The sequence below is a fragment of the Nostoc sp. DSM 114159 genome, assembly GCF_053470285.1.
The window spans coordinates 695,317-710,730 of record NZ_JBPFEH010000001.1; the positions used below are offsets into that span (position 1 = coordinate 695,317).

Consider the following 15,414-nt stretch of genomic DNA (forward strand, 5'->3'; position numbering starts at 1 on the left):
TTTAATTACTCGGTTCAATCTAGTAACTAAAATAATTTTTGCTTTGAAATTAATTATGAATTTTCCTCTGAATCAACTACTTAGATGGTTAATTTTTACTTTGTTATTTCCTCTAGTCTTTCTCAATGGTTGGCTAGCATTTTTGCTGATTAAAAACTTTCAACCTGTCGTCACAATTCTTGTTTTGGCTATTTTGCTTGCATTCGTTTTAAACTATCCTGTTTCAATTCTCCAGCAGCGGAAAGTTAAACGCAGCTATGCAGTAGCATTAGTTTTTATATTAGCCTTAGTAATTGTTGTGGCTTTGGGTATCACTTTATTGCCCATTGTTTTAGAGCAATTTAATGAAATGGTTAAAGTCTTTCCGCAATGGATTGATTCTAGCGAAGAAAAACTTCAAATTCTCAATAATTGGTTTTTTAATCATAAACTAAATGTAAATTTAAGTCAGTTGTTAGCACAAATTACTGATCAATTACCTAATGAAATAGAGTTTATTTCAGATAAACTTTTAAGTATTATCAGAGATACAATTGATAGTATTTCTGAGGCGTTAATCACAGTAGTACTGACTTTTTACTTATTATTGGATGGACCAAGAATTTGGGAGGCGATATTTAATAAGTTACCTGGAAATAGTGCCCAGCAGATCGCCCAGTCTATTCAGCAAAACTTTCAAAATTACTTAATTGGTCAGGTCAGTTTGGCTTTGTTGATGGGTGTTTCAATAACATTATTGTTTTTAGCTTTTCAAGTCCAATTTGGTTTACTCTTTGGTTTGGGAGTTGGACTTTTGAGCTTAATTCCCTTTGGTGATGTCGTCAGTCTGGTTTTGATAACTTTAATAATAGCGTCACATGACTTTTGGCTAGCAGCTAAGGTTTTTGCGGTAGCTGTTGTTATCGATCAGTTAATCGATCAGGCGATCGCACCCCGTCTTTTAGGCAAATTTACTGGCATTAGACCAATATGGGTATTAATTGCTCTGCTTGTAGGAACCAATGTTGGCGGAGTCTTGGGTTTGCTAGTTGCGGTACCTGTAGCTGGTTTTATCAAAGATGTAGCAGATGGTTTTTCTAAATCTGTTAATTCTGATAACCTGGATAACGGTGAAGCAGGATCGGAATTGTTGGTCGAAAAATCAATATCGCAATGAGTTGTGGATAAAAATTGCCATCTCTACTGTTAACGGCAAGTTGCAACGGAATCATTTAGGTCGTAATTCACTCAAGTCAACCTTATTCCCAAACCTCGTAAATTGGCTAAGGAATTAATATGGACAAATTGCCCCTAAAACAGTTAGTCAAAAACATTTATCAGGAACTACTGCCTAGATTACAGATTGAAAGTGTCAATCCCCATAATCCAATTAAGGTCAGCTATCTTCCACAACCTTGGCGGCTGCTTGGCAGAGGAAATTACGCCGCAGTAGTTTATCACCCCGATTCCCCTGACTATGTAGTTAAGATTTATGCCCCAGGACGGCCAGGCTTTGAAGAGGAAGTAGAAGTTTACCATCGTCTAGGTTATCATCCAGCGTTTTCTGAGTGTTTCTACGCCAAGGATGGGTTTTTAGTCTTGAAACGGCTTTATGGAACAACCCTCTACGATTGTATGCACTTTGGTTTACTAATTTCCAAGCAGGTAATCAAGGACATCGATGAAGCCCTTGACTATGCACGAAGTCGTGGACTCCACCCTCATGATGTCCACGGGCGTAATGTCATGATGTACCAAGGCAGAGGATTAGTCGTAGATATATCAGATTTCCTGCATCAAGAAGCTTGCTCAAAGTGGAATGACCTAAAAAAGGCTTACTACTGGTTATATCTGCCCGTGTGTTACCCACTGCGACTGCGCGTACCATACTCTATCTTAGATATCGTCCGCAAATTTTATCGTCTGGGAATTTCTGTTAAAACTTTTTGCTGCCAACTACCCTTAAGATTAACTAATATTAAGTATTTAAATAAGTATTTAAAACGTTAAGAGCTTTTATCAATATAAGCACTCAAAAATACTAGTTAGTTTACCATCTCCTCAACCGAACGAGTAGCAACCAACTTGAGCAAACCTTGTAACTGTTGCCCTACGGAATAGCGTTCTTGCTGCAACAAGATAATGCCAGTATAATTTCTTTCTGTGGCTAAAAACTCGTTATGTAAGCAGCAAAAGTCTCTTCGGTTGTAGCTATAGATAACACGCCCTTGCTCTGTTGCCCAAATTAGCTGCTCACATCGGCCACTGTCACAACATCCAAGTTTGCATTACAGAAAGCTTTGATTAGGGACTTCTCAACACTGTCCTCATCTAAATACAAACGAATTTGGCTCACTGTCTCTTCGCCGCGTACTCAGCTTCCAAACGGTCGTATTCTTCAATTTCTGCGGCAATCTCCGTGTCAATTACTTCCTGGTTAGCATAGTAGTAAGCTAGCGCTGCATAAACTTGTGCCAACATTAGCTGTGGTCTTTGGACAACTATCTCTTCCGGTTTCATGCCTGCGTTGAAATCGATCGCAATATTATGTACCGTAATCCGGTGTCCCGCAATCCGAGGGCGACCACCACAGGTTCCGGGTGTGCTGACAATCAGCGTGCCAATGTCGGTAATTGTTTGCATAGCTTGTTTACTAAATTTTGCTCTCATAGACAACTGAGCAATTTTAAACTTCTTCTAATCTAGAAATATAAATATCCAGTTGTTTATTTAGCTACCTACAGCAAAATAAAACATTTATCCCTAATAATTAGGAGTCTACCCAATACTTGTCGGGTTTTGGGGAAAAGGGGAAGGGGAAAGGGGAAAGAAAAAACCTTTAACCTTTACCCTTTAACCTTTTCCCCAAACCCAATTCCAATTTAAAATGCTTAACCGAGCAGTATTGGGAGTCTACCATTAATCCCAAAATACCAAACATCCTGCCTGCATTGGAGACGATAGACTTTTTATAAGAGTAATTTTGACAAAAACTCGAATTTCCCAACATTTCAAAGCAGGTATGGGGCAATGGTGCGGTTAAAACTTTGGCAGTGGGTAGTCTTAGCAATTCCGATCGCGTTTATCATCATTTTCTTACTGGTGTCTGCTGGTTCACAAATTCACGCCTGGGGCATTAATTGGATTTGGGGTGTATTCACCGTTTTATTTGTTGGTTGGCGTTGGCTGCTAGTCAAATGGACTCAACCAGCTGTTAACCAAGTGGAAGCTGTATTAACTGAAGTCCGTGAAGAACTGGAATCGACAGCAGAGGATACAGCAGCGCTACCTGTGGAAAGTGACACCACAAAACTTGCACAAACCGCCCTTCAAGAAATTCTCCAAGCAGCACAAAGCGATCGCCCGATTTGGGAAGACTGGCAAACTTTTTGGACGCGATGCCAGGATTTAGTCGTAGCGATCGCTCATATCTACAATCCTGAAGTTCAATATCCCCTGTTGAATATTTACGTCCCCCAAGCTTACGGGCTGATTAGGGGAACGGTGGATGATATGGATCGGTGGATGCAAAAGTTATCCCCTGTCCTCAATCAGGTGACGGTTGGACAAGCATACCAAGGATATGAAGTCTACCGAAAGTTGGAACCATCGGCTCGGAAATTCTGGAAAGCTTGGAACTGGGCACAGTGGATCTTAAATCCGGTGGCGGCGGTGGCAAAACAAGCCAGTCAGGGTTCTAGTAACCAAGCAACTCAGCAATTATTGGGGAATTTGAGCCAGTTATTCCGAGAAGCTGCTTTGAGAAACTTATGCCGACAAGCGATCGCACTTTACGGACGTAGCACCTTACCAGTTACAGCAACCGTAGTTTCCCCTCCAACTTTACCCCAGGCAAAAACTCAAACACTCCGAGATATCCTGACTCAAGCTCAACCAGCCGAGGCGGTTGAGCAAAAACCCGTGAATATTCTGCTGGTGGGGCGCACGGGATCGGGAAAAAGTAGCCTGATTAATACGCTATTTCAGGCGGATCTCGCAGCCGTTGATGTTTTACCCAGTACCGATCGCATTCAGAATTATCAATGGCAAGCTGAAAGTGGCGAAACTCTGACGCTTTTGGATACACCTGGTTACGAACAAGTCAACCGTGCCGAACTCCGAAACTTGGTGCTTGATTATGCTATCAATTCAGATTTACTGCTGTTAGCCACCCCTGCCCTCGATCCTGCCTTGCAAATGGATGTAGACTTTTTGCAAGACATCAAAGCAGAAGTTGCAGATTTACCTGCGATCGCGATCGTTACTCAAGTAGATCGTCTGCGTCCCATCCGCGAATGGCAACCGCCTTATGATTGGGAATGGGGCGATCGTCCCAAAGAAATTGCGATTAGAGAAGCCACCGAGTATCGGGCAAAACTGCTAGGAAACTTCTGTAATCTCGTTCTACCAGTAGTTACAAGCGACAGCAAAACAAATCGAGCTGCCTGGGGAGTAGAAGCGTTATCGTTAGGATTAGTGGATGCGATCGCACCTACCAAGCAACTCCGTCTCGCCCGCTTTTTGCGTAATCTAGAAACTCGCATTGTCGCCGCCGCCAAAATCATCGACCACTACACCTTCCAGATGACGACAACACAAGGATTAACGACATTGCTCAAAAGTCCCGTCCTTCAGTTTGTTTCTACCCTCTCAACCGGATCTCCAGCCCTAGCGTATATGCTGGCAAAGCAAATTCCTGTGGAACAGTTGCCAATTGTCATTGGCAAACTGCAAATGGGATATGAGCTTTTCTCACTCTTCAACCCCAACTCGGTCAACTTTGAGTTGCTAGCCCTTTGGCCGCTACTGCTGGAAAATTCCGCTGCACCCGATCGCAACGCTTGGGCATTTGGTCACGCTTTAGTGGAGTACTGGACTCAAAATCTGACCGTTGAACAACTCCGGGAGCGATTTGAGTATTATTTAGCGATCGCCAAATAATTTGTCTGCGATGGCGATGTCTACAAAGGATTGTGAATATTACGTCTAAATAACGAGTTTAAGCTGTTACGTAACCTCCGTAGATTAAATACCAAAAGTTGCATTAATAAATAAAAGTAAATTACGAATATTTACTTAGCAATTTTGAAGAATTTCATACTATATAAGGAAAAGTAAAAATGCGGTAACAGATTGTACTCTCAATATCGAGGTTAAGATTACGATTAAAAGTAGGTGTCTGCTGAACCTACCCGTTTTACCTAAGTTTTTATACCGATATCTTTTTGTTCGGAGTTCTTTATGAAAAATATATTACAAACCTCCATCTCTCAAGAACAGAATTCAGATCGGAGCCATAGCATTTCTTCTTACAACAGGCTGCTTTCGGTGGTGAAGGATTTGGCTTGTGTGCGGACTATTGAAGAAATTATTGAGATTGTGCGTTTGGCTGCTCGCGATCTCACAAATGCTGATGGAGTAACTTTTGTATTGCGGGATGGTGAATGTTGCCACTATGTCGATGAAAACGCCATTGGCCCGCTTTGGAAAGGTATGCGTTTTCCGCTCAAGTCTTGCATCTCCGGTTGGGCAATGCTGAATAAAAAAGCAGCCGTAATTGAGGACATTTACCAGGATGCGCGAATTCCGATTGAGGCGTACAAGGTAACTTTTGTTAAAAGTTTAGTGATGGTTCCCATTCGGGTTTCCGATCCCCTGGGTGCGATTGGAGCCTACTGGAGTACACAACACCTAGCCACGCCCCAAGAGATCGGAATGCTGGAGACTTTAACCGATACTACAGCAGTTGCGATCGCTAACGTGCAACTTTTCCAGAAACTAACGAACCAAAATGCCCTAAAAGACAAATTTATTGCCATGCTGGCTCACGAACTGAGGAATCCCGTTGCCCCCATCTCCAACGGCGTTCAGCTACTAAAGTTAAAGCTAGGACAGACTGGCGCAGTTGGGGAAACAGTTTTAATGATGCAAAACCAGATTAAGCATCTCTCGAAATTGATCGATGAGTTACTTGATGTGTCGTCCATCACTTATGGGAAGATTTCATTAAACCTTGAGAAGGTTAATCTGGTTGAATTGGTTCGCCAAAGTCTCAATGACCACGCACAAGCAATCAAGAGATGGAATCTTAACGTAGTACAAGACTTGCCAAACACGCCCGTGTGGGCTTATGTTGATTCCACTCGCTTCTTCCAAATCTTTGGGAACCTTCTTGATAACGCCTTAAAGTTTTCCCAGCCAGATGGGACGATCTGGGTAGATTTCTCAGTTATTCCAGGTGAGAATGGCTCAGGTAGTATGGCGGCCTTATCTGTAAGAGACTTAGGAATAGGGATAGACCCGACAATATTACCAGAACTTTTCGAGCCGTTTACCCAGGCCGATCGCAGTTTAGCTCGTTCGCGGGGCGGGCTAGGTTTGGGACTTTCGGTAGTAAAAAGTCTTGTAGAACTTCATGGTGGTAATGTTGAAGCCTCAAGTAGAGGGATAAATTTGGGAGCAGAATTCAAAGTCACTCTCCCTATATGCGAAGAAATTACAGCCTCGGACAACGAACTAGAAATTACAGAGGCGGCGAAAAAATCGTTGAAGATTTTAGTTATTGAAGATAACGAGGATTCAGCCGTATCATTACAAGCACTACTTGAGCATTTTGGGCATGAAGTTTCCATTGCTAAGGATGGAATTTTAGGGATAGAAACTGCAAAGAAGCTTGAGCCTCATGTAATTATTTGTGACATCGGACTTCCCGAAATGGATGGATTCGCCGTTGCACAAGAACTGAGTAAAGACTCCAAATTTACTCGCTCAATTCTGATTGCGCTTACCGGCTACGGTAGCCAAGAGGATCGGCAGCTGGCGCTGAAGTCTGGTTTCAAATCCCACTTAACCAAGCCTGTAGACTTTGACGTACTCAAAGCAGAAATCGATCGATACTTTGATGAAGTATTATCAAGTTGACATTATCTTAACCGTCGATCTCCCCTCATAAGGCTTATTACATACGTACTTAATACAAATCCGTTGCCTTGTTTTGGAACATACGCGATCGCATAGATTGACCTCTCCCCCAGCCCCTCTCCAAAGCAAACAGGGCAGCCGGATTTCTCCCCCAACGCTAGCAGGGAAGGGGGTTGGGGGGTTAGGTCTGTTGAGAACAAGCTGTGGAAATACGCATCAAGACTTTATCAAGTTCGTGTCTCACTTCTTCATTTTTAATTCGCAACAAACGCAGTCCCCTAGCTGACAAAACTTTGTCTCGTTCTGCATCATATTCGGCTTGTTGTTCATGAATTTTGCCATCTACTTCTATCACTAATCCAGTTGCGTGACAGTAAAAATCTGCAATAAAGCCATTGATAATCTGTTGACGGCGAAAGTGCAAACCATTCAGGCGATTAGCACGAAAATGTTGCCAAAGAATTTTTTCTTCTGATGTCATTTGCTGACGAAGTTCTTTGGCACGTTGCACTTTAACTAAGTCTGCTTTGTATCCGATTACTATATTGCGAGTTCCCTCATGTTTTTGTAGATAGGGTTCTTCAGGTGTTGGATTATTCATTTATGAAGTATGAAAATAGGTGTTTATTTTTAGATTATGATTGACCTCTCCCCCAACCCCTCTCCGAAGCGGAGAGGGGAGCCGGATTTCTCCCCCTTCCCTCGTAGGGAAGGGGGTTGGGGGGTTAGGTCTGTGTGCGAAGTACGAAGGAGATCAAGCTTTGTTGAAACTATGGTGTAAAAATTTATTGCTTTAACTTAATAAGTATATTTTAAGGTTTCTTCTAATGTAAATGGAGATTCTTTAGGAAATAAATTTAATTTAATCCCTGTTTCCTCAGATGCTTTTACACGAGCTTTTTGATAACAATTTTCAAATACATCTGCAAGTAAAGGTTGCAAACTGGGACTATCTTCTAATAATGTTTCAATACAGATACGCTGTTCAGAAATGGTACTGCGCCAACTTTCACTACGTTTTTCTGGTTGATATTGCCATTTCAACAAGTGCATTAATAGCACAATTAATCTATTTTTTAACTCGCGTTTTTCACTCCTCCCCATGCTTTCAATTTCTTCAATTAAATTAGATATATCTATTTCATTAAACTTATTTTCTTTTAACTGCTGGACAATTGCTTGTGTCCACAAGTAAAAATCTTGTTGATAGAGATTTTGTTTATTTATAAAAGATGGACTGGTCATTAATATTCCTCTTGAAAACGCTAAAAATTAGGTGGGCATAACACCCACCTAATTAAACTATACTAAACTAACAACGCCTGCTCCTCTTTAGAAATCACGCGTCCTTCATCCTCAAAACCGACGATTTGATCGAAGTTCAAATACCGATATAAATCATCTGCAAAAGGATGAATTCTACTCGCCACAATATCCAAATATTCCTGCACTGTCGGCAGCCGTCCTAGTAGCGCACAAACTGCGGCTAATTCTGCTGAACCAAGATACACTCGTGCATCTTTACCCATGCGATTATTGAAGTTGCGAGTAGAGGTAGAAAATACTGTTGTGCCATCAGCAACTCGCGCCTGATTACCCATGCATAAACTGCATCCCGGCATTTCTGTACGCGCACCCGCAGCCCCAAAAACGCTGTATACACCTTCTTCTTTTAATTGGTGTTCGTCCATGCGCGTTGGTGGTGCTATCCACAAGCGAGTTTTTACTTCACCAGCGCCTTCCAAAACTTTCGCTGTTGCCCGATAATGACCGATATTCGTCATACAAGAACCGAGGAATACTTCTTGCACTGGATCGTTAGCAACTTCCGATAATAACTTAACATTATCGGGGTCATTGGGAGCAGCAACAATTGGCTCTTTGATTTCGTTTAAATCAATTTCAATTATTTCGGCATACTCTGCATCGGCATCGCCTTCTAATAACACGGGGTTTGCTAACCATTCTTCCATCTTTGCCACACGGCGCAGCATGGTACGCGCATCTTGATAGCCGCGTGCGATCATATTTTTCAGTAGCGCTACGTTAGAACGCAGATATTCAGAAATTGTTTCTACACTCAGCTTAATTGTGCATCCGGCACAAGAACGTTCGGCGCTAGCATCGGTGAGTTCAAAGGCTTGTTCAACTTTTAAATCTGGCAAACCTTCGATTTCTAGAATTCGCCCGGAGAAGACGTTTTTCTTATTCTGTTTCTCTACTGTCAGCAAACCTTTTTGAATTGCTACGTAAGGAATGGCATTCACGACATCGCGCAGGGTGACACCGGGTTGCAATTCACCTTTGAATCTAACTAATACTGATTCTGGCATATCTAAAGGCATCACACCCAAGGCGGCTGCAAAGGCTACCAACCCAGAACCGGCGGGGAAGGAAATACCCAAGGGGAAGCGGGTGTGAGAGTCGCCGCCAGTTCCCACGGTATCGGGTAACAGCATCCGGTTTAACCAAGAGTGGATGATACCATCACCAGGACGGAGGGCGACTCCGCCACGAGAGGCGAAGAAATCGGGGAGTTCGTGGTGGGTTTTAATGTCTACTGGTTTGGGATAAGCTGCTGTGTGGCAGAAACTTTGGATCACTAAGTCTGCACTGAAACCAAGACAGGCGAGTTCTTTTAATTCGTCGCGGGTCATGGGGCCTGTGGTATCTTGAGAACCAACGGTAGTAATGATGGGTTCGCAGGATGTGCCGGGACGCACACCAGGTAATCCGCAAGCTTTACCGACCATTTTCTGTGCCAAGCTGTAGCCTTTGCCTGTATCAAAGGCTTGCTGGGGACGGGTAAAGACTGTGCTGTGTTCTAAACCAAGTGCAAGACGAGTTTTATCGGTGAGGGTACGTCCAATAAGTAGGGGGATGCGTCCACCTGCGCGAACTTCATCGAGGATGGTATCAGGTTTAAGGTCAAAGGTGGAAATAACTTCGCCTGCTTCGTTGGTGATTTCGCCTTTGTAAGGATGGATGGTAATTACCATGCCGGTTTCTAGTTTGGTGACATCGCACTGAATAGGCAAAGCACCGGCATCTTCTGCTGTGTTAAAGAAAATAGGCGCGATCGCACCACCTAAAACATAACCCCCAGCGCGTTTGTTTGGCACAAAAGGTATATCATTTCCCATGTGCCACAATACTGAGTTGATGGCAGATTTACGCGAGGAACCTGTACCAACTACATCTCCAACGTAAGCTACAGGATGCCCTTTTTTCTTCAATTCGGCAATGGTTTGTAAGCTTCCCGGTTGCCGTGACTCTAACATCACTAAGGCGTGTAAGGGAATATCTGGGCGAGTTGTGGCGCTTTGGGCGGGCGATAAATCGTCGGTATTGGTTTCGCCAGGAACTTTAAAAACGGTGACAGTAATCGCTTCTGGTACTGTGGGGCGCATAGTAAACCATTCAGCTTCCGCCCAAGAGTCAATCACTTGTTTGGCGAAAGGATTGGTTTTAGATAACTCTAAAACATCGTGGAAGGCATCGTACACCAAGAGGATTTTGCTTAAAGCGTTGGCGGCGTTGGCGGCGATGGGTTCCTTTCCTTGTCCGCCCATTACTAGAGGTGTTTCGGATGAGTCGGAGAGGGATACGGTGGGCCATTGCAGCAGTTCGATTAAAGATTGCACATTGTAACCACCTACCATCGTGCCCAGCAATTGCACCGCTTCTATGCGCGAAACCAAAGGACTGGTGATTTCCTTTTTAGCTATGGCGGTGAGAAATCCAGCTTTGACATAAGCTGCTGGATCGACACCAGGAGAAACGCGATCGCTCAATAAATGTAATAATATCTCCTCTTGACCCTTTGGCGGATTTTTCAGTAATTCACATAATTCTGAGGTTTGCTTCGCATCCAATGGTAAAGGGGGAATACCGAGTGCTGCTCTTTCGGCAACGTGTTTACGATATTGTTCTAGCATTTTTATGTTCTCCATTGGGATGTTCTCCCTTCAATTATGAAATATTTTTAGGCAATACTTGGCTATAAGAGTTTAGCTTATTTTTATGATGAAAGCCTTACTGGTAATTGGTTATTAGCAACTTTTTTATACTGAAATTTTGGAAAATATAAGGCAATAAAATTCGCTACTACACAAACTTTCGTCCACCTCCGTGGACTAAGAGTAAATCAAGAATTTTTAACCCACAGAGGTGGGTTTCGTATTTCGACTTCGGCTCCATCGAGCGAAGTCGAGATGCTCAACACAAGTTTGTATAGCCGCGACTTATAGTTGCCAGGTGTAGTAATAATAAATTAGATTGATTGTTGGTTTAACCAAGTTTCTAAATCAGCAACACTAGAAAAATCTAGTAATGCTTCTCCTAAATTCTCTAATTGTTCAATGGATAAACCTTTAATTTGCCCGATTAATGATGCATCAATTTCACCAAGACAGCGATTTAGTACGCGCAGTATTAAATCTTGTTTTCCTTCTTGCCTTCCCTCTTTTTTGGCTTGTTCTCTGTCTCTTTGGTAAAGTGGTTCTAGTCGCATAATTAACTCTTTATCAATCAAAATGAATTAGATTGATTGTTGGTTTAACCAAGTTTCTAAATCAGCAACACTAGAAAAATCTAGCAATGCCTCTCCTAAATTTTCTAATTGTTCAATCGATAAGCCTTTAATTTGCCCGATTAATGATGCATCAATTTCACCAATACGGCGATTTAGTAGACGCAGTATTAAGTCTTGTTTTCCTTCTTGTTTTCCTTCTTGCCTTCCCTCTTGCCTTCCCTCTTGCCTTCCTTCTTGCCTTCCCTCTTCTTTGGCTTGTTCTCTGTCTCTTTGATAAAGTGGTTCTAGCCGCATAATTAACTCCCTATCATCTGCTTCTAATTCTTGATTTACTCTCAAGTTTTCGCGCAAGTTGTAAACTAATTCGAGAGTTGCTTTCTGGTATGGATGATTTAATGGTAACGCTTGCAACTCGATAATCGCTTGTGACTGCACGCTTCCCCTTCCCAAAAGCCTCAACCATAATGTCTCCGGTGTTTGGGGTAGTTGGTGTATCGCTACAATTGCTGTCCGCAAGGCATCTGGCAGAAAATGTACTCCTAGTAACCAACTTGCTTTTTGCATAGTTCCAAAGCTAGACAACCTAGTTTCAGATACGGTAGGTGTCAGAATCCACAATTTAGGAATTTCCGAGTTCTGAAGTTTGGTTTTATTAGTTTTAGCTTCTCGTCGTAAAAGAGCCTTTACTTCTAATAATTTTAGAATACAGTCGCATATTTCATCGGTAGAAGCTGGATTACGGAAGGGTTCTATGAGTGCAGGATATTCCGCAAATCTTCCTAGCAAACCTAGTATTTCTATATTAGAGCTTTGCTGTTTGGTAGGAGTGAATAAAACATCTATTTCTTTAATCTCTCCTGAAACTTTTTCTGATGCTTTGACTTCGCCGTAATTTTTTAATAATTCTTCTAGATAGTCTTTGGCGAATTTATCGTGTATAAAACGGGTCATTCAATTTTAAGATTGCGGAATTTTGGGGTTGAGGCAAATTTTTATTATATAGTAGTTCTGATTCATTTATTAAAGTTGAGTCGTTCTAAATTCAGATCCCCCCGCCTACGGCGACCCCCTTAAAAAGGGAGGTAAAAGAGGGTATAAGCCCCCAAATTATCGGGGTATTGGAGGGATCTGCAACGACTAATTGCGCTAACCGAGAAGTATTTACTAGGTAGTTATTGCATTTTCATCTGAAGTTTTATTTTGATTAGATTTTAACCGTGTCAATCTGCTTTTCCGAATACGTTCGCTGTCTCGAACCCCGCCTGAAAGTTCATATTCATTGCTGTTTTTGCCGTACTTTAAGCCAACCACTGCCAGCATTTTATCTGAAACATGACTTAAGGTTTTTTCCATTTCATCTAGCTTTTTTTTAGAAGAGTCAATCATAGCTATAGCAGCGTTATAATCATCAAGCATATTATGAAACTGCTTTATTAATTGAGTCAGGTTTTGCAGGTTGTAAGTATCATCGAAATTGATATTTGGATCGACCGCTTTTAGTCCGGCAACTCTAAACTCAGCTTTTTTTAGAACCAGGGAAGTACGTTTTTTTCGAGTCATAAATTTACAATTTTCAAAGCTTTACAAAGCTATTTTGTCTCAATTAACCTGGATTTTGGTTCAGCAAAAAGCGCATTTTTTAGTAAAAGTTTTTATTGATGTCCGTGATTTCTCGGAATTTAATCCTCAAAGTTTGATTTTCAGCAAAATAATATTACGTTTAAGCAACAGACAATAGGGCACAGCATTAGACCTCTGCAAGAGGGGGAAAAGGGTAAAGGTTAAAGGGGAAAGGGACAATACAGAACCCTTTCCCATTTTCCCAACAAATGCCAAGAAGTCTATTGCTGTGCCCCTACAAATGGTCTGTCTTCTATGTCAACTGCGTTGGCGCAGCCCGCCGCAGGCATCGCTGTAACCTTAAGCCTTAATGTTGTAACCTTAAGGCTTAATGTTCTAGCTTTAAGCCTTAATGTTCTAGCTTTAAGGCTTAATGTTCTAGCTTTAAGGCTTAATGTTGTAACTTTAAGCCTTAATGTTCTAGCTTTAAGGCTTAATGTTGTAACCTTAAGGCTTAATGTTGTAACATTGATGACCAAAGTTTGTTCGTGACAGCCTTAAATCATATTGTTGCAGTAACGGGCGCGATCGCACCCTAGATCGATCGCTGATAATGCGATCGCGCATTTGGGAAAATTTCAACATGGAAGTTCAACCAAAAGAAATCAGGAATTATTTAAGATTTGATGGTATAGATATTTTTTCTGAGTGGTTTGACTCTCTGCGGGATAGAAAAGCAAAGGCTAAAATCAGAGCAAGGCTTGACCGAGTAGAGGAGGGTAATTTAGGTGATTGTAAATCAGTTGGTGATAGTGTTTTTGAACTTAGAATAGACTATGGTTCTGGCTACCGCATATATTTTGGGCAGGAAGGGTCAACAATTATTATTCTTTTGTGTGGTGGCGATAAAAGCACTCAAGATAAAGATATTGCTAAAGCCAAGGAATATTGGAAAGACTATAGGAGTAGAGATGATGCATAGAAGTACCAGCTATCACGAAAAACTGATTCAAGACTTAAAAAATCCACTAGAAGCAGCAGTTTATATTGAAGTTGTTTTAGAAGAAAGCGATCCAAAAATGTTAAGTAAGGCATTGAAAAATGTCATAGAAGCGCATGGTGGCGTCGATCGGCTTTCTGCACAAGTCAAGCAACTCTACAATAAACTTGACCAGATGCTATTAGAGAAAGGCGAAATTGAGTTTTACAGTCTAAATTCTTTGTTGGATGCTTTAGGGTTACATTTTGCTGTAACAGTAAAGCCGTAAGCCTAATGTTGTAACATTGATGACCAAAGTTTGTTCGTGAGTGCAATCATCGATACATAGTGTATATTGTTGATTTATAGCGATGCCTGCGGTGGTCACTGAGCTTCTTGCCTTGAGTTTCGACTGCGCTCAACTACCGCGAAGCCGAAAGGTGTCGAAGTGCGGGCTGCGCCAACGCAATTCCTTCCACTGAATCACGAGAAGCACTCACATTAGCTCCGGCGGCTTTGAGAACTTAGCGGATTGTACCAAATAAACTATAAAGAGAGTTCATCGCTTCTCTTACTAAATCCTGGTCAACTGCCTTTTACCTAAATTCTTATAGTAACATCTGGATATTTTTAACTAATTCAGATAAACTAATATATTTGCCCGTAGCATCACCTTCTTTTGTCTATGCCCAAAACTTACACCGTAGAAATTAATCATCAAGGCAAAATTCATACTTTGCAAGTTCCCGAAGATGAAACGATCTTATCAGTTGCCGATGCTGCTGGTTTGGAACTGCCGAGTTCTTGCAATGCAGGTGTTTGCACAACTTGCGCCGGTCAAATAAGCCAGGGAACCGTGGATCAAACTGATGGTATGGGCGTTAGTCCAGATTTGCAAAAGCAAGGTTACGTATTACTTTGTGTTGCCAAACCCCTTTCTGATTTGAAACTTGAAACAGAAAAGGAAGACATAGTTTATCAATTACAATTTGGTAAAGACAAATAATCTGTGAACAGTTATCAGTATATCGGATAATTATTCATAACTGAATAACTGTTTCTGAGATTACCAAATTCGATAAATTACATAAGTATTTCATCGGAGATGAAGTCAGCTATTATAGAAACTACAGACCAACAGGATTTACCAAAATGACGACTCATTTTATTACCGCAGAAATTGATTTACAAGAAACTCCCGCAGAGTTACTAGAAGTAATTGAAACAGAGTTAAAGAAACAAGGCGAACCTCTGCGTTGGGCAGTTACTTCTGTGGATACTGACGAACAAAAAGCTATAGTTGAAGCCGTTGTTACCACAGTTAAGAGTTAGGAAAGACGCGATTTAGAGAGACGCGATTAATCGCGTCTGTACAAGAGTTAGGATTTGATGGCTTTTGATTCATAAACTCATCACTCATCACTCATAACTCAGCACTCAA

At 41.7% G+C, this 15,414-nt stretch carries 16 protein-coding genes; 8 read left to right on the forward strand and 8 right to left on the reverse strand.

The genetic code is table 11. The features are described 5' to 3' along the window. Positions 1-55: 55 nt before the first annotated feature. Together ACR5KR_RS02765 and ACR5KR_RS02770 are read left to right on the forward strand one after the other, a co-directional pair. Positions 56-1,156, forward strand: a complete 1,101-nt coding sequence (locus tag ACR5KR_RS02765) for an AI-2E family transporter (protein WP_448265357.1) — start codon at positions 56-58, stop codon at positions 1,154-1,156. A gap of 119 nt (positions 1,157-1,275) precedes the next feature. Next, positions 1,276-1,989, forward strand: a complete 714-nt coding sequence (locus ACR5KR_RS02770) for a serine/threonine protein kinase (RefSeq protein WP_448265358.1) — start codon at positions 1,276-1,278, stop codon at positions 1,987-1,989. A 342-nt stretch (positions 1,990-2,331) separates the two neighbouring features. Here ACR5KR_RS02770 and ACR5KR_RS02775 read toward each other — a convergent pair whose 3' ends face one another. Then, the gene (locus ACR5KR_RS02775) at positions 2,332-2,622 is read right to left on the reverse strand and encodes a DUF433 domain-containing protein (protein ID WP_448265359.1); all 291 of its coding nucleotides are present in this window, start codon (positions 2,620-2,622) and stop codon (positions 2,332-2,334) included. Between the two features lie 387 nt (positions 2,623-3,009). Here ACR5KR_RS02775 and ACR5KR_RS02780 point away from each other — a divergent pair, with 387 nt between their 5' ends. Continuing rightward, complete coding sequence (locus ACR5KR_RS02780; protein ID WP_448265360.1) at positions 3,010-4,920, forward strand: GTPase family protein; 1,911 nt, start codon at positions 3,010-3,012, stop codon at positions 4,918-4,920. Positions 4,921-5,220: 300 nt separating this feature from the next. Next, positions 5,221-6,900: a hybrid sensor histidine kinase/response regulator gene (locus tag ACR5KR_RS02785; protein WP_448265362.1), complete on the forward strand. Its 1,680-nt coding sequence runs from the start codon at positions 5,221-5,223 to the stop codon at positions 6,898-6,900. 181 nt (positions 6,901-7,081) lie between these two features. Here the strand turns inward: ACR5KR_RS02785 and ACR5KR_RS02790 are convergent, their stop codons facing one another. The 7 genes from ACR5KR_RS02790 to ACR5KR_RS02820 form a co-directional block, all read right to left on the reverse strand. Continuing rightward, positions 7,082-7,501, reverse strand: a complete 420-nt coding sequence (locus ACR5KR_RS02790; RefSeq protein ID WP_448265363.1) for an endonuclease domain-containing protein — start codon at positions 7,499-7,501, stop codon at positions 7,082-7,084. A gap of 197 nt (positions 7,502-7,698) precedes the next feature. Then, positions 7,699-8,145: a DUF29 domain-containing protein gene (locus ACR5KR_RS02795; protein WP_448265364.1), complete on the reverse strand. Its 447-nt coding sequence runs from the start codon at positions 8,143-8,145 to the stop codon at positions 7,699-7,701. Positions 8,146-8,207: 62 nt separating this feature from the next. Continuing rightward, positions 8,208-10,838, reverse strand: a complete 2,631-nt coding sequence (gene acnB / locus ACR5KR_RS02800) for a bifunctional aconitate hydratase 2/2-methylisocitrate dehydratase (protein ID WP_448270071.1) — start codon at positions 10,836-10,838, stop codon at positions 8,208-8,210. Positions 10,839-11,173: 335 nt separating this feature from the next. Then, on the reverse strand, positions 11,174-11,413 hold the full coding sequence (locus tag ACR5KR_RS02805; RefSeq protein ID WP_448265365.1) for a DUF4351 domain-containing protein: 240 nt from the start codon (positions 11,411-11,413) through the stop codon (positions 11,174-11,176). Positions 11,414-11,440: 27 nt separating this feature from the next. Next, positions 11,441-12,385 (reverse strand): DUF4351 domain-containing protein, encoded by a 945-nt coding sequence (locus ACR5KR_RS02810; RefSeq protein WP_448265366.1) that lies wholly within the window; start codon positions 12,383-12,385, stop codon positions 11,441-11,443. A 213-nt stretch (positions 12,386-12,598) separates the two neighbouring features. Further along, complete coding sequence (locus ACR5KR_RS02815) at positions 12,599-12,994, reverse strand: hypothetical protein (protein WP_448265367.1); 396 nt, start codon at positions 12,992-12,994, stop codon at positions 12,599-12,601. A 507-nt stretch (positions 12,995-13,501) separates the two neighbouring features. Continuing rightward, a complete protein-coding gene (locus ACR5KR_RS02820) occupies positions 13,502-13,639 on the reverse strand; it encodes a hypothetical protein (RefSeq protein ID WP_448265368.1) in 138 nt (45 codons plus the stop codon). Between ACR5KR_RS02820 and ACR5KR_RS02825 the strand changes: the two genes are divergently transcribed. From ACR5KR_RS02825 to ACR5KR_RS02840, 4 genes are all read left to right on the forward strand, one after another. Next, on the forward strand, positions 13,638-13,976 hold the full coding sequence (locus tag ACR5KR_RS02825; protein WP_448265369.1) for a type II toxin-antitoxin system RelE/ParE family toxin: 339 nt from the start codon (positions 13,638-13,640) through the stop codon (positions 13,974-13,976). The two genes, ACR5KR_RS02820 and ACR5KR_RS02825, sit on opposite strands and share 2 nt — an antisense overlap. Next, on the forward strand, positions 13,969-14,262 hold the full coding sequence (locus ACR5KR_RS02830; protein ID WP_448265370.1) for a helix-turn-helix domain-containing transcriptional regulator: 294 nt from the start codon (positions 13,969-13,971) through the stop codon (positions 14,260-14,262). The genes ACR5KR_RS02825 and ACR5KR_RS02830 overlap by 8 nt, the downstream gene beginning before the upstream one ends. Before the next feature lie 396 nt (positions 14,263-14,658). Further along, positions 14,659-14,979, forward strand: a complete 321-nt coding sequence (locus tag ACR5KR_RS02835; RefSeq protein WP_445627859.1) for a 2Fe-2S iron-sulfur cluster-binding protein — start codon at positions 14,659-14,661, stop codon at positions 14,977-14,979. 146 nt (positions 14,980-15,125) lie between these two features. Then, positions 15,126-15,305 carry a hypothetical protein gene (locus ACR5KR_RS02840; protein ID WP_335192520.1) on the forward strand — a complete coding sequence of 60 codons (180 nt, stop codon included), beginning with the start codon at positions 15,126-15,128 and terminating at the stop codon, positions 15,303-15,305. Positions 15,306-15,414: the final 109 nt, after the last annotated feature.

Coding starts and splice junctions, on each gene's coding strand:
- ACR5KR_RS02790 (WP_448265363.1), bottom strand. CDS start 7,501: ATGAATAATCCAACACCTGAAGAACCCTATCTACAAAAACATGAGGGA.
- ACR5KR_RS02795 (WP_448265364.1), bottom strand. CDS start 8,145: ATGACCAGTCCATCTTTTATAAATAAACAAAATCTCTATCAACAAGAT.
- ACR5KR_RS02815 (WP_448265367.1), bottom strand. CDS start 12,994: ATGACTCGAAAAAAACGTACTTCCCTGGTTCTAAAAAAAGCTGAGTTT.
- ACR5KR_RS02770 (WP_448265358.1), top strand. CDS start 1,276: ATGGACAAATTGCCCCTAAAACAGTTAGTCAAAAACATTTATCAGGAA.
- ACR5KR_RS02810 (WP_448265366.1), bottom strand. CDS start 12,385: ATGACCCGTTTTATACACGATAAATTCGCCAAAGACTATCTAGAAGAA.
- ACR5KR_RS02805 (WP_448265365.1), bottom strand. CDS start 11,413: ATGCGACTAGAACCACTTTACCAAAGAGACAGAGAACAAGCCAAAAAA.
- ACR5KR_RS02825 (WP_448265369.1), top strand. CDS start 13,638: ATGGAAGTTCAACCAAAAGAAATCAGGAATTATTTAAGATTTGATGGT.
- ACR5KR_RS02840 (WP_335192520.1), top strand. CDS start 15,126: ATGACGACTCATTTTATTACCGCAGAAATTGATTTACAAGAAACTCCC.
- ACR5KR_RS02785 (WP_448265362.1), top strand. CDS start 5,221: ATGAAAAATATATTACAAACCTCCATCTCTCAAGAACAGAATTCAGAT.
- acnB (WP_448270071.1), bottom strand. CDS start 10,838: ATGCTAGAACAATATCGTAAACACGTTGCCGAAAGAGCAGCACTCGGT.
- ACR5KR_RS02835 (WP_445627859.1), top strand. CDS start 14,659: ATGCCCAAAACTTACACCGTAGAAATTAATCATCAAGGCAAAATTCAT.
- ACR5KR_RS02780 (WP_448265360.1), top strand. CDS start 3,010: ATGGTGCGGTTAAAACTTTGGCAGTGGGTAGTCTTAGCAATTCCGATC.
- ACR5KR_RS02775 (WP_448265359.1), bottom strand. CDS start 2,622: ATGCAAACAATTACCGACATTGGCACGCTGATTGTCAGCACACCCGGA.
- ACR5KR_RS02765 (WP_448265357.1), top strand. CDS start 56: ATGAATTTTCCTCTGAATCAACTACTTAGATGGTTAATTTTTACTTTG.
- ACR5KR_RS02830 (WP_448265370.1), top strand. CDS start 13,969: ATGCATAGAAGTACCAGCTATCACGAAAAACTGATTCAAGACTTAAAA.
- ACR5KR_RS02820 (WP_448265368.1), bottom strand. CDS start 13,639: ATGTTGAAATTTTCCCAAATGCGCGATCGCATTATCAGCGATCGATCT.